This window comes from Streptomyces sp. NPDC001903, assembly GCF_042891345.1.
Taxonomy (GTDB): domain Bacteria; phylum Actinomycetota; class Actinomycetes; order Streptomycetales; family Streptomycetaceae; genus Streptomyces.
In genome coordinates this window covers 375,844-388,186 of the sequence record NZ_JBIASZ010000004.1, presented here as the reverse complement: position 1 = coordinate 388,186, position 12,343 = coordinate 375,844, and the positions used below count along the sequence as shown (strand labels likewise).

13 protein-coding genes, 1 tRNA gene and 1 pseudogene are annotated in these 12,343 nt (G+C 70.0%); 9 read left to right on the top strand and 6 right to left on the bottom strand.

The window, feature by feature from the left end; translation table 11 throughout:
* Window positions 1-267: 267 nt before the first annotated feature.
* Window positions 268-1,380, bottom strand: coding sequence for a hypothetical protein (locus ACFYZS_RS11450; RefSeq protein ID WP_389009694.1), 1,113 nt, complete (start codon window positions 1,378-1,380; stop codon window positions 268-270).
* 266 nt (window positions 1,381-1,646) lie between these two features.
* Here ACFYZS_RS11450 and ACFYZS_RS11445 point away from each other — a divergent pair, with 266 nt between their 5' ends.
* Window positions 1,647-2,579, top strand: coding sequence for a Yip1 family protein (locus tag ACFYZS_RS11445; protein WP_389009691.1), 933 nt, complete (start codon window positions 1,647-1,649; stop codon window positions 2,577-2,579).
* Between the two features lie 103 nt (window positions 2,580-2,682).
* Here the strand turns inward: ACFYZS_RS11445 and ACFYZS_RS11440 are convergent, their stop codons facing one another.
* The 3 genes from ACFYZS_RS11440 to ACFYZS_RS11430 all read right to left on the bottom strand — a co-directional run bounded on the left by ACFYZS_RS11440 (window position 2,683) and on the right by ACFYZS_RS11430 (window position 4,050).
* Complete coding sequence (locus tag ACFYZS_RS11440) at window positions 2,683-3,183, bottom strand: phosphoribosyltransferase (RefSeq protein WP_030152914.1); 501 nt, start codon at window positions 3,181-3,183, stop codon at window positions 2,683-2,685.
* The gene (gene dcd, locus ACFYZS_RS11435) at window positions 3,180-3,767 is read right to left on the bottom strand and encodes a dCTP deaminase (RefSeq protein ID WP_030152916.1); all 588 of its coding nucleotides are present in this window, start codon (window positions 3,765-3,767) and stop codon (window positions 3,180-3,182) included. Before dcd ends, ACFYZS_RS11440 begins: the two co-directional genes overlap by 4 nt.
* 67 nt (window positions 3,768-3,834) lie before the next feature.
* Window positions 3,835-4,050 (bottom strand): hypothetical protein, encoded by a 216-nt coding sequence (locus ACFYZS_RS11430; RefSeq protein WP_389009688.1) that lies wholly within the window; start codon window positions 4,048-4,050, stop codon window positions 3,835-3,837.
* A gap of 201 nt (window positions 4,051-4,251) precedes the next feature.
* Between ACFYZS_RS11430 and ACFYZS_RS11425 the strand changes: the two genes are divergently transcribed.
* Window positions 4,252-4,322: transfer RNA gene (locus ACFYZS_RS11425), tRNA-Gly, on the top strand.
* A 54-nt stretch (window positions 4,323-4,376) separates the two neighbouring features.
* Here the strand turns inward: ACFYZS_RS11425 and ACFYZS_RS11420 are convergent.
* Window positions 4,377-4,910: pseudogene (locus ACFYZS_RS11420) on the bottom strand (tyrosine-type recombinase/integrase); the annotation flags it as partial.
* A 104-nt stretch (window positions 4,911-5,014) separates the two neighbouring features.
* Here ACFYZS_RS11420 and ACFYZS_RS11415 point away from each other — a divergent pair.
* From ACFYZS_RS11415 to ACFYZS_RS11385, 7 genes are all read left to right on the top strand, one after another.
* The gene (locus ACFYZS_RS11415) at window positions 5,015-5,473 is read left to right on the top strand and encodes an HAD family hydrolase (protein ID WP_389010269.1); all 459 of its coding nucleotides are present in this window, start codon (window positions 5,015-5,017) and stop codon (window positions 5,471-5,473) included.
* Between the two features lie 93 nt (window positions 5,474-5,566).
* Complete coding sequence (locus ACFYZS_RS11410) at window positions 5,567-6,034, top strand: hypothetical protein (RefSeq protein WP_389009685.1); 468 nt, start codon at window positions 5,567-5,569, stop codon at window positions 6,032-6,034.
* A gap of 187 nt (window positions 6,035-6,221) precedes the next feature.
* Complete coding sequence (locus tag ACFYZS_RS11405) at window positions 6,222-6,662, top strand: DUF6188 family protein (RefSeq protein ID WP_389009682.1); 441 nt, start codon at window positions 6,222-6,224, stop codon at window positions 6,660-6,662.
* 1,332 nt (window positions 6,663-7,994) lie between these two features.
* A complete protein-coding gene (locus ACFYZS_RS11400) occupies window positions 7,995-8,573 on the top strand; it encodes a DUF5994 family protein (protein ID WP_389009679.1) in 579 nt (192 codons plus the stop codon).
* Between the two features lie 98 nt (window positions 8,574-8,671).
* Entirely contained in the window at window positions 8,672-8,938 is a 267-nt protein-coding gene (locus tag ACFYZS_RS11395) for a hypothetical protein (RefSeq protein ID WP_389009676.1), read from the top strand.
* A gap of 134 nt (window positions 8,939-9,072) precedes the next feature.
* Window positions 9,073-10,017 (top strand): RNA polymerase sigma factor SigJ, encoded by a 945-nt coding sequence (sigJ, locus tag ACFYZS_RS11390; RefSeq protein WP_389009674.1) that lies wholly within the window; start codon window positions 9,073-9,075, stop codon window positions 10,015-10,017.
* A 112-nt stretch (window positions 10,018-10,129) separates the two neighbouring features.
* A complete protein-coding gene (locus tag ACFYZS_RS11385; RefSeq protein WP_389009671.1) occupies window positions 10,130-11,332 on the top strand; it encodes an NAD(P)/FAD-dependent oxidoreductase in 1,203 nt (400 codons plus the stop codon).
* Here the strand turns inward: ACFYZS_RS11385 and ACFYZS_RS11380 are convergent.
* Window positions 11,317-12,231: a sigma-70 family RNA polymerase sigma factor gene (locus tag ACFYZS_RS11380; RefSeq protein ID WP_389009668.1), complete on the bottom strand. Its 915-nt coding sequence runs from the start codon at window positions 12,229-12,231 to the stop codon at window positions 11,317-11,319. The genes ACFYZS_RS11385 and ACFYZS_RS11380 overlap by 16 nt on opposite strands.
* Window positions 12,232-12,343: the final 112 nt, after the last annotated feature.

The window sequence follows — 12,343 nt, the reverse complement described above, 5'->3', positions numbered from 1 at the left end:
GCGGAAGCCGAGGCGGAGGCGAAGGCCGAGGCCCAGCCCGAGGCCGCTGCCGAAGCCGAAGCCGAAGCCGAGCCCAAGGCCGCTGCGGACACCGAGTCCGAGGCGAAGCCGGAGGCCAAGGCCTAGGCCATGGCCCGGGCGGCAGCCCGACGAAACGCCGGTACGGCCGGCCCCCTGCTCAGGGGGCCGGCCGTACCGGCGTTTCGGGTGTCAGGGGGTCCGGGGGTCAGGGGGTCCGGGGGCGAAGGCCCCTCCGGGACCCGTCCGTCAGGACTGGTCGGCCCGCCCCCGCTTCAGCAGAGCGAAGCCCAGCCCCGCCGCCCCCACGGCAGCCATCCCCCCGCCGGCGGCGACCAGCATCGGCGTGTCACCCGCGGCGGCACCGGAACCGGTCCCTGCGCCCTCCGCCCCGGCCTTCACGCCGCCCTTCGGCACCACCCGGTCCACCCGGTCCCCGGCCGGCTTCGCAGCCTTCGGCCGCTCGGCCGCGTACTTCTCGATCAGCTTCCCGTCGAACCCGTACACCCAGCTGCTCCCGCCGCCCTTCCCGTCGATGACGACGAACTTCACGCGCTTCCCGTCCTGGACGATCCGGTACGTCCAGCCGTCGTTCTGCGCGCTGGGGTGCTTCGGGTCGATCGTCCCGAGCAGGTTCCCGTTCGGCATGGAGATCTCGACGCGCTTGCCGTTCGGGCCGTCGATCAGCTTCGCGATCCGACCGTCCGGCATGGTGATCCGGACCGAGGTCTCCTTCTTGCTCTCCTTACCCTGCTTGCCCTCATGCTTCGGCTTCACCAGCGGCTTCGGCGTCGGCTCGGGCTTCGGCGTCGGCTTCTGCTCGCCCTCCACCCACGAGGTCACGGTCCCGTTCGGCTGGAGGACGATGTGCAGCCCGTTGTTCTGCCCGTACGCCGGCTTGCCGCCCTTGCTGACCAGCGTGTCCAGCTTCGTCGACCCGGAGAAGACCTCGGCCTCGAAGTGGCCGTTGCCGATCTTGTAGACCTTGGCGATCGAGCCGTCCGCGAGCTTGACCGTGGTCACGAAGGCCCGCTTGACCGCCGGTGCGGTCGGGTCGACCTGCGGCACGGTCGGATCGACGGCGGGCTCCGTGACGGGCTTGTCCCCACCCGGCTTCTCCACCCCGGGCCTCTCCACCGCCGGCTTCTCGTCCACAGGCTTCTCGTCCACAGGCTTGTCCACCGGCGGCTTCTCCCCGGCCGGCCGCTCCTTGACCGGCTGCTCGACCCCCGGCAGAACCTCCTGCTCCGGCCCGGTCGGCGAGTCCGCGAACGCGGATCCGACCGGGAGGGCCAGTACGGCGGCCGCGCCCGCGAAGACGGCGGCGGTACGAAGGGTGGTGCGACGGGTGGTGCTGCGCATGTGAGGGGCTCTTCTCGTACTCGTGGCTCATGGCTCGTAGTCGGTGGCGTCGGCGCCTCGGCGGCGACACATACGAAGCTACGGACCAGATATCTACGTATTCCGTCGATGACGTAACGAACCCCCGCAGACTCCCCACCAACCAGGTAAACCACACAAACCCACCCATTAGGGATCCCCTAGGGGATGTCACAGCTCAGCCGCAAAGGGCCCCTATTCCGGCAGCCCGCCCACCACGCCTCCCCGGACCAGGTACGTTCGATCACGTGGCTGGATTCAGGATCGGACGCGGCCGGGACAACAACCGCGCTCCCCAACAACCCCCGCGGCAGCAGCCGTACGGTCAGCAGCAGCAACAACCGCCGCAGGCGCCGTACGGCCAGCAGCCCTACCCTCCCCAGCAGCAGTGGCCTCAGCAGCCCGCCGCAGGAGGCCACGGCGAGCCCGAGTACTTCGACCCGCACGAGCAGCAGCCGTACGGCCAGCAGCCCGGGCAGTCGTACGACCGGCAGCAGCCCCCGTACGGCCACGGAGGCCAGGGCGGCGGCTCGTACGCGAACGACAACCCGGGGCACACCCAGGTCTTCGCGTACGGCGAGGACCCGTACAGCCAGGGCGCGACGTACCACGCGGGCGCCGCTGCGGCCGCGCCGACGGGACCGCGGCTGCCCTGGAAGGAACTCCTGCGCGGCATCGTGATGCGGCCGGGGCCGACGTTCCTGCAGATGCGCGACTACGCCGTTTGGGGCCCGGCGCTGATCGTCACCTTCCTGTACGGCCTGCTCGCGGTCTTCGGCCTCGACGACGCCCGCAAGGACGTCATCAACGCCACCCTCGCCAACGCCGTCCCGATCGTCCTCAGCGCCGGCGTGGCCTTCGTCGTCTGCGGTCTGATCCTGGGCGCCGTCACGCACACCCTGGCCCGCCAGCTGGGCGGCGACGGGGCGTGGCAGCCGACCGTGGGCCTGTCGATGCTGGTCATGTCGATCACGGACGCGCCGCGCCTGCTCTTCGCCGTGTTCCTGGGCGGGGACAACATGTTCGTACAGGTGCTGGGCTGGGCCACCTGGGTGGCCGCCGGGGCCCTGTTCACCTCGCTCGTCAGCAAGTCGCACGACCTGCCGTGGCCGAAGGCGCTGGGCGCGTCCGCGATCCAGCTGGTCGCGCTGCTCTCCATCATCAAGCTCGGCACGCTCTGAGACGACAACGGGAAAGGGCCCCTCGGCGCGGAACGCGCCGGGGGCCCTTTCGGCCCTTTCCCGCAAGGACCAATGCGTGCCGGGCCGTCAGGCCGTCAGGCCGTCAGGCGTCGAGGACCTGGCCCTCGCGCTTGACCACGGGCGGCTCGACCGACCAGGGGAAGTTGATCCACTCGTCGGTCTTCTTCCAGACGTACTCGCACTTCACGAGCGAGTGGGACTTCTCGTAGATCACGGCGGACCGGACCTCGGCGACGTGGCCCAGGCAGAAGTCGTGGACGAGCTTCAGCGTCTTGCCGGTGTCGGCCACGTCATCGGCGATGAGGACCTTCTTGTCGGTGAAGTCGATCGCCTCGGGCACGGGCGCCAGCATGACCGGCATCTCCAACGTGGTCCCGACACCCGTATAGAACTCGACGTTCACCAGGTGGATGTTCTTGCAGTCGAGCGCGTACGCCAGACCGCCGGCGACGAAGACGCCGCCCCGGGCGATGCTCAGGATGATGTCGGGCTCGTAGCCGTCATCGGCGATGGTCTGCGCGAGCTCGCGCACCGCCCGCCCGAATCCCTCGTAGTTCAGGTTCTCTCGTACGACGTCGCTCATGCCTCGTGCCTCACCTGGGTGCGGTGGAAGTTCTGGAAGGAGCGCGAGGCCGTCGGGCCGCGCTGGCCCTGGTACCGCGATCCGTACCGCTCGCTCCCGTACGGGAACTCGGCGGGCGAGCTGAGCCGGAACATGCACAGCTGCCCGATCTTCATCCCGGGCCACAGCTTGATGGGGAGGGTGGCGAGGTTCGACAGCTCGAGCGTCACGTGGCCCGAGAACCCGGGGTCGATGAACCCGGCGGTCGAATGCGTCACCAGCCCCAGGCGGCCCAGGCTGGACTTCCCCTCCAGTCTGGAGGCGATGTCGTCGGGCAGCGAGACGACCTCGTAGGTCGAGGCGAGGACGAACTCGCCCGGGTGGAGGATGAAGGCCTCGTCGCCCTCCGGCTCGACCATGCGGGTCAGGTCGGGCTGCTCGACCGCGGGGTCGATGTGGGCGTAGCGGTGGTTCTCGAACACCCGGAAAAACCGGTCGAGACGTACATCGATGCTGGAGGGCTGCACCATCGATTCCTCGAACGGGTCGATGCGAACCCGTCCGCTGTCGATCTCGGCCCGGATGTCTTTGTCTGAGAGAAGCACGTCCCGAGGATACGCAGTGCGCGCGGGCCACCCCCAATCGAGAGCGGCGCCGCGCGCCCCGGACCGTCTACCGCTTGATGGCCGCCGCCCCGACGGGCACTGCATGCCTCAGCCGCGCGCACCGCGGGCACCGCAGCAGCCGCCCGGGCCCGATCCGGCCGGCACCGAGGTGCTGCAGCGGAAACGAAGCGGTACTGAAAACGTGCCCTTCGGCACAACGGACGACGGTGTTCTCCATCGAGTCCCTTTCCCCAACCTGCCGTACTGCGACGAATCGCCACATTAGGGGATGATCGCGACCCGCTCCAGCCGCCACTCCAGCACCGCTCCAGCACCACCGCGCACGGGTACGTTACGCCCCAACTCCCGCCCCCACGACCCTCGGTGCACCCCACAAACAACGACGACCCCGCGGCTGATTCACCGGGGGTCGATCATGGGGTAGAGTGTCCAAAGATACCGCTCCAGGCAACTGGAACGCCATGCGGATGTAGTTTAATGGTAGAACATGAGCTTCCCAAGCTTATAGCGCGGGTTCGATTCCCGTCATCCGCTCTTGAACGAAGGCCCAGGTCAGAGACCTGGGCCTTCGTCGTTGTCTAGACCGGTTCAGGAGCCCCGCACCACTTGCGCACCACTTGACCCCTGGCGGGCCTGCTCCGCGGCTTTCTCCCGGGCGGCGCGCACCATCCCGTCCAGCCCTCCGGCGACTTCCTTCTGTCGCTCATGGTCCGAGTGTTGGTAGATCAACGCGGCCTTCTCCGAGGACTGGCCGGCCCGCACCATCGTGTCCTTCAGCGTGGCACCGGAGCGCGTCGCCAGGGTGTGCCCGGTGTGACGAAGGTCGTAGAACCTGAAGGACGCCGGCATGCCGACCTTCACGCGCGCCTTGCGCCACTTCCGCCCGAACGTCGTACGCCGGAACGGCGCCCCCTTCTCCCCCACGAAGAGGAGTCCCCCGGGCCCCTTCTCCGCGTACCACTCGACGTGGTGACGCAGATCCTCGCGGAGGAACTCCGGCAGAACGATGATCCGCTTTCCTGCACCCGACTCGGTCGGGCCCTCGGCGCGCTTGCCGGTGTTCAGCTCGGGCGCGGCCATCCTGACCCGGATCGTCATGGCGTCGACGTCCGCGTCTGCCCGCGCCGGGCGTCGCGGAGGAGTTGGGCAGACTCCTGTCCGCGCCCCCCCCCTGCGCTGGAGGTTCCAGCACGAGCAACAGATGACCCCATGGGAGTCCACAGGCTCTGCCAAGAGGGCGGTGGCACCGTCCTGGCAGCAGTCGAGGCCCTCTCACCCTGGCGGGGATTCGGGCTGTGAAGGCGGCCGGAACGCCCACGGAGGGAGCCGTACAGGCGCTCCACGCAGCGCGCGAGGCAGGCCGGCACGTGGCGATCGTGAGCAACAACTCGGCGGAATGCGTGTGGGAGTACCGCACCCGGCAGGGGATTGCAGAGGCCGTAGACGAGATCGTGGGCCGCCCGGTGCTCCGACCAGAACTGTTGAAGCCTTCGGCCCATCCTCTCCTCTCGGCGGCAACGTCCTTGAGGGTCGCACCCGGGCGAGCCGTGCTGCGGAGGATCGGCTACGCGAACAAGCCCCGGAAGCACATCACCTTGGTCGGCGCGGACGTGGTCGTGGTCGTGGTCGTGGTGAACGTGCAGGAGATCGCCGCGAGCCTGGCCGCGATCTCGGCAGCGGACTGACAGCAGCCCGAACCCTGCCGTACAACAGGCATGTCCCATCGGCTGTCGCCACGTCTCAGCGGTGCAGCCCCCTTCCGTCCAGAGGGAGAACCTGTGCTCCTGAGTGATGCTGACGGCCTCTTCGCTGCCTTGGGCGCCCTGCAACTGCCCCGGGGCGAATACGTGGTGTGTGGTTCCGCCGCCCTCTACGTTCGCGGCCTCCGGGCCCGTATGGGAGACCTGGACGTGCTCGCACGAGGAGAGGCCTGGCAACGAGCCCTCTCGCTCGCCTCCCCGGAGCCGACCATCTCGGGCTACGGCTTGCGGGTCGTCCACCCCGACGCCTCGATCGAGATCATGAACAGCTGGACCCAAGGCTGGTCCACCGACCGACTGATCGATGAGGCGGACCTCATCGACGGCGTGCCCTTCATGCGGCTCGGCGACATCCTCCGGTGGAAGATCGCCGCTGCCAGGCCGAAAGACCACGCCGACATCACGGCGATCCGCCATCTGTACCGTGTGTGGACGGGCGAGGCGGATCCCCTGTTTCCGCCTTCGTCCCCTGTTCCGGAGGCCTGAGCAGCCCCATTGGGGCTTCAGGTTGCCGTCGGCGAGCGCGAAGACCTGCTCACCGACAGCGGTGATCACCACCTTCGGTGGCGCCTTAACGTGGGCCGCGACCAAGCCCATGAGGCGCTCGTGAAAAAACGGCGGTCGACAGCCGCCGAGGGGAGCCTGGCTCCTGTGGCCGCGTCGTAGGGGATGCATGTCCAAGCACGTCAAACAGAAGATCGTCATACCTGCCGGACCTGTCGTGGTCGAGGACCTCGGCGACCGCTGGCTCGTCGGACTGCGGGGCATCCCGACGCTGGCCGTCCGTCGTACGGAAGCGGCCCTCTCGGTGACGTTCGCCGACGAGGTGGTGCTCACGGTCGCCGGCCCCGCACTCCTGACGGAGGGGCCGGTGACCGCTCCGGGGGCCGCAGCGGTCACCGGTGACGGGTGGGGCCGGCTCGTGGGCGCCATCGTCCTGTCGGCGGTCGCCTTCAAGTCCGGTGCGCTGCGCCTGGTGTTCAGTACGGGCCACCACCTGAACGTCGGGGGCGCGGAACCCGGGACGGAGGCGTCTCTGCGGAAGCCCGGAGCGTTCCGCTGGTCGTGCCGTCAGGGGGGCAGCGCCATGGAGATTCCCGGGGCGGAGGAGTAGGAGCGCTACTCCTTGGCGGGACGGCACCGGGAATCGGCGGGCGGGGAGCAGCTGTTGGGGCGACGTGGTGCCGGCCGGTGGGGCCGATGAGCGCGTCGTCCAAGCCCTGGCCACTGCGAGCCCCTGCGCCACCTCACCCTGGGTCATGATTCCGTACCCCCAGAGATTCTGTCTTCCCGCAGGTCACAGGCATGATCTCGGACGATCGCAGCCCGCGGCACCGGGCACGGCGACGGATTTCCTGGGTGACTCAGCACACACGCCGTCCGTGTTTCAGGTGGCGGATGTCATCAAAGTGGCACGCAGTCCCTACTTCAGGCGAAGGAAGATCCCAGGTCGGATGAATGATCGTCAATGTCCTTGCATTGCATGCAAGTTGGATGGCACTGCGTGCCGCAGCCGTCGCCGGTGGCGGCCGAACCATGCCGTCGCGCGGCACCGGTAATCTAAGGCGCCAACCGCTCCCCGGGGCCGAGTACGGTCGTGGGTTTCCCCGCGGGGTCCGCGAAAGTCGTGGGTCCGGAAAGGGGGCGGCCCGATGGCACCACAGCCGGAGGGGCATCGCAGCAGTAAGGCGGACAAGGTCTACAACCGGGTCCGCTGGCTCGGACCGATCTACACGGTCTACAAGATCGTGAAGGAGTTCCTGAGCCCGTAAGGGAAAAGCCCCGACCTGACGGCCGGGGCCCCTCACTGCAATGCGATGTTTGCCGAGGGCCTCATCTCCGCAGCTGCCAGGCGACGGGAGGTGGGGCCTTCACCTTTCCCCGGAGCAATGACTCCTTGACAAGCAGAGCAGCGGGGAATGTGACACAGGTCACGAATGCTTCAGTCGGCGGTCCCATCTTGCCTTGCACGCAAGGTCGATAGCGACACCAGCAGGGATGTCGATCACCCGGTCAGGCGCATTACACGTGAGAGCGGACCGACAAACGACCTGTTCAGCGAGCTCGCGCCCATGTGAACGTGATGCTTGTCACATCGAATCGGTGATGAGGCGCACACGCCTTCGAAGTCGAATGGTTCCGATTTGCGCATATCAGAATGTGGACACGCATCGGATGGGCCGTGGGCGGCGAAGGGTACACGGGCGTACTGCGCCCGCAGGTCGGAGCCGGTGTCAGGCGGGCTGTGCGGGCGGGGCTGCCGCTCTTTCACGGTCCTTCCATCGCCGCCGGAAAATGGCTGGTCAGATCGGCCGTGACGGGCCGGACGGGCGTACAGTGAAGGGACCGGGAGTACTTCGCACACCGGCTTTCATGCGGGTGTCATTTCCGGCGATCGCCTAAAAGCAGGGCTGCCGACGGGCAGCCCGCGGGCAGGGTCCGCATCATGACCGTCACCTTCGACCGGACCGCGCCCCGCGCCCTCGCCGCACGAGTCCCGGCCCGCTTGTCCCTCACTCCGAAGACCACCCTCGCCGGCCGGCTGGACGGGGCCTGGTGGCCCCACTCCCGCGACCTCGAAGCCGAGCTCCCACCGCTCGTCGCCGCCCTGGAAGAACCCTGGGGCCGCGTCACCCGCGTCACCGTGAACCCCACCCGCTGGCCCGTCATACCGCGCGGGATCGCCCTGGACGGGCGGCGCACGCTGCACGTGGGCCGGTTCGTCGAACAGGACCCCGACAAGCTGATCCTGCTCTCCTACACCGTCGGCCGCTGGGACCTCCTCGTCATCCCGCCCGAGACCGCGCCCGCGGCCGCGGCCCGCCTGATGGCCGCCGCGGCGATCCCCGGCAGCGTCCTGACCGCAGGCGTCCTGCTGGCCAACGAAGCCGTCATCGGGCGCGGCATCCGCGACGCCCGCCGCCGGGAAGCCACCTGGGAGGGCGAAGGCGGGGCCTGCATGTCGCCCTTCGGGGAGCCGATGGGACGAAGCGCCCTCCCGCTGCCCGGGAGCGGGTGGAGGTGAGTTCCGCGAAGACCACCGCCGACCGGGGGCAGCGGTCGGGGCGCCCCGGCGCCCCGACCCGCCGGCCTCACCCCCATCCCGAAGGGAACCACGCACGCGTGAAGCACATCGAGACCCGGACACCGCCCTCGATCGGGCACGCCGAGGTACGGATCATCGCGCACACCCCCGAAGCCGCCCGAGCAGTCGCCGAGGCACTTCGCCACTGCTTCGCGGGCACGGAACAGCGCAGCTATCCCGGCCTCGACGGCGACACCCGCCTCCACCTCACCGTGGACACGGCGACACCGGCCGGCCCCGCCCGCTCCTGGCTGGCCACCAGCAGGACCCCCGTCGGCACCGGCGCCCACTCCGACGAAATCTGAGAGCCCCGGCATCCGGTCGTTTCCAGCGCCTTCGTCGCGTACCTCCCGCCGCTCGTCGGCGCGTACTCCCGCCGCCCGTCGAGGAGCGCCGTCCCCCCTGCCGCTCCTGCCGGGGGGCGCCTAGGATCGCGGGCATGGCCCTGATCATGAGCGACGTGGACCGGTTCGAGACCGCCAGGCCCCGGCTGGAGGCCATTGCCTACCGGCTGCTCGGCTCGGCGAGCGAGGCGGAGGACGCCGTGCAGGAGACGTTCCTGCGCTGGCAGGCCGCCGACGTCGAGCGGATCGAGGTGCCTGAGGCCTGGCTGACGAAGGTCCTCACCAACTGGTGCCTCAACATGCTCACTTCGGCACGCGCCCGGCGTGAGACGTACGTGGGGAGGTGGCTCCCCGAGCCGCTGCTCACCGGGGACCCGATGCTCGGTCCTGCCGACACCGCCGAGCAGCGCGAGTCGGTGTCGTACGCCGTCCTCGTCCTGCTGGAGCGGCTGTCGCCGAACGAGCGGGCGGTGTACGTGCTGCGCGAGGCCTTCGACTTCCCGCACCGGGAGATCGCCGAGATCCTGGAGATCACCGAGGCCGCCAGCCAGCAGATCCACCACCGGGCCAAGAAGCACATCACGGACGGCAAGACGCGCACCGAGATCGACGAGGCCGCCGCCCGGAGGATCGTCGAGGAGTTCCTCGCCGCGGCGACCACCGGTCGTACCGAACCGCTCGTACGCCTGCTCACCCAGGACGCGTTCGCGGTCGGCGACGGCGGCGGGAAGGTCCCGGCCCGCGCGAAGGCCTTCGAAGGCGCGCTCGCGGTCGCGACGTTCATGCGCGGCCTGTTCAAGCCGAGTGCGGCCAAGCGGGCCCATGTCGGCGGCACGCCCGAGATCCATGCCACGACCGCCAACGGCGGGCCCGCCATCGTGGCGGTCGTGGACGGCCGGGTCGTCGGGATCATCTGCCTGGAGGCGACCGCGGAGGGCATCATCGCGGTCCGCAGCCAGGTCAACCCCGACAAACTCGTCCGCGCGACCGAGCAGTGGGCCGCGGCCGACCACACGGAGGGTCCGCTCCTCACCCTCTGAGAGGGAGTGGCGCAGGTCACACTCCGATCCTGTCAGGAAACGCGGGGCTGCCCGGTTCAAGGTGCGCAACCACGCCGGACATCGGCGGCCCCGCCCAGACAGGAGCACGGACATGCAGCACCGCATCGTCGTCCTCGGAGCCGGCTACACCGGCGCCGTCGCCGCAGGCCGCCTCGCCAAGAGGCTGCACCGCGAGGACGTCACCATCACCCTCGTCAACCCCGAACCCGACTTCGTCGAGCGGGTCAGGCTGCACCAGCTCGCGGTGGGCCAGGACCTCAGGCCCCGGCCGTTCGCCGAGATGTTCGCGGGCACGGGCGTGGAGCTGAAGCTCGCGAAGGTCACCGCCGTGGACGTGGACCACAAGACGGTGACGGTCACCGCCGCGAACGGCCTCGAGCGGGAGGAACTGGGCTACGACACGCTGGTCTACGCCCTCGGCAGCAGCTGGAACGACGGAGGCGTCCCCGGCACCGCCGAACACGCCCACGAGATCTCGAGCCGCCCCGGCGCCCTCCGCCTCCGCGATCGCCTGGCCGCCCTGGACGCGGGCCGGCCCGTGGTCGTGGTCGGCGCCGGCCTGACCGGTGTGGAGGCCGCGACCGAGATCGCCGAGGCCCGCCCGGACCTCGACGTCGCACTGGTCGCCCACGGCGCCCTCGGCGACTGGCTCTCGGAGAAGGGGCGCGCCCACCTGCGGAAGGTGGTGGACGGGCTCGGCATCACGGTCCACCAGCACACCGCGGTCAGCGCCGTGGAGGCGGGCGGCGTGAAGGCCGCCGACGGTCGGACCATCCCTGCCGAGGCCACGATCTGGACCACCGGCTTCGCCGTCCACCCGATCGCACGGGCCGGCAGCCTGGAACTCGCCGACCGCGACCGGATCGTGGTCGACGCCACGATGCGCTCGGTCTCCCACCCGGACGTGTACGCCGTGGGCGACGCGGCGATGGCGATCGGCCCGGGCGGCAAGCCCCTGCGCATGTCATGCGCCTCGGGCGTCCCGATGGCCTGGCAGGCCGCCGACGCCATCGCCGCCCGTCTCGCCGGCATCGAGGTCCCCCGCGTCCCGATCCGCTACTTCCAGCAGTGCATCTCCCTCGGCCGCAAGGAGGGCCTGATCCAGTTCGTCGCCGCCGACGACCGAGCGGTCGACAGGGCCCTGACGGGCCGCTGGGCGGCCCGCTACAAGGAACTGATCTGCAAGGGCGCGGCCTGGGGCGTCGCCAACCCGACAGTGGGCATGCCGTCCCGGCGCCGTCGTGTCGTACGGCAGGAGACCCGGATCGGCGACGCCGGCTACGCGAGGTCCTGAGGTCGGTCGTCCAGGGTGGGGGGCAGGTCGAGCCGGGCCAGGCGCTCGGGGTCGGTGAGGATGTCCAGGGCGACGATCTTGCCGTTCCGGACGGTGAACGCCATGAGGGACAGGGGCTTGCCGTCGGCCAGCGCGAGGGCGCCGGGGATGCCGTTGACCAGGACCGGGACGGCTGCCGCGGCGAAGCGGGCGAAGGTGATGGCGTTCGAGGCGACGTCGGTCGCACCGCGCCGGACCGCGCTCGGGCGCAGCGCGCCTCCGTCGGAGCGGGCCACGACATCCGGGTCGAGGAGGTCGACGAGCGCGTCGAGGTCCCCGCCGCGGGCGGCGGTGAGGAAGGCGTCCACCACCTCGCGGGTGCGCACCAGGTCGAGGTCGGGGGTGGGTGCGGCGCCCTCGACCCGGCGGCGGGCCCGGCTGGCGAGCTGCCGCGTGGAGGCGGCGGTACGGCCGAGGACCGGGGCGATCTCGTCGAACGGGACCGCGAAGAGGTCGTGCAGGACGAAGGCGAGGCGCTCTGCGGGAGCAAGCGTCTCCAGGACGACCAGCAGGGCGATGCCCACGGAGTCGGCGACGAGTACCTCGCGCTCCGGATCGATGCCGGAGAGCCCCGTCACGACGGGGTCGGGCAGCCGGACGAACCCGTCCTGGTCGTACAGCGGATCCTCGCGCCGCGAGGTGCGCGAGCGCAGCATGTCCAGGCACACCCGGCCGACGACGGTGGTCAGCCAGCCGCCGAGGTTCTCCACGGCGGAGACGTCCGATCGGCTCAGCTTCAGCCACGTCTCCTGCACGGCGTCCTCGGACTCGCTGAGCGAGCCCAGCATCCGGTAGGCCACGGCCCTCAGGTGGGGACGGTGCTCCTCGAAGCGCCGGGCCAGGGTGTCCTGCTCGCTCACCTGTCACGTCCTCGCGTCGTGATCGTCAATGCACACCAGGACGCTAACCGGATGCCGCATCGCCGGCGCGGTGTTTCACGTGAAACGTCGTCCCACCCTCCCGGGGGTCCAC

Coding starts and splice junctions, on each gene's coding strand:
- ACFYZS_RS11450 (WP_389009694.1), bottom strand. CDS start 1,380: ATGCGCAGCACCACCCGTCGCACCACCCTTCGTACCGCCGCCGTCTTC.
- ACFYZS_RS11440 (WP_030152914.1), bottom strand. CDS start 3,183: ATGAGCGACGTCGTACGAGAGAACCTGAACTACGAGGGATTCGGGCGG.
- ACFYZS_RS11430 (WP_389009688.1), bottom strand. CDS start 4,050: ATGTGGCGATTCGTCGCAGTACGGCAGGTTGGGGAAAGGGACTCGATG.
- ACFYZS_RS11405 (WP_389009682.1), top strand. CDS start 6,222: ATGTCCAAGCACGTCAAACAGAAGATCGTCATACCTGCCGGACCTGTC.
- ACFYZS_RS11400 (WP_389009679.1), top strand. CDS start 7,995: ATGACCGTCACCTTCGACCGGACCGCGCCCCGCGCCCTCGCCGCACGA.
- sigJ (WP_389009674.1), top strand. CDS start 9,073: ATGGCCCTGATCATGAGCGACGTGGACCGGTTCGAGACCGCCAGGCCC.
- ACFYZS_RS11385 (WP_389009671.1), top strand. CDS start 10,130: ATGCAGCACCGCATCGTCGTCCTCGGAGCCGGCTACACCGGCGCCGTC.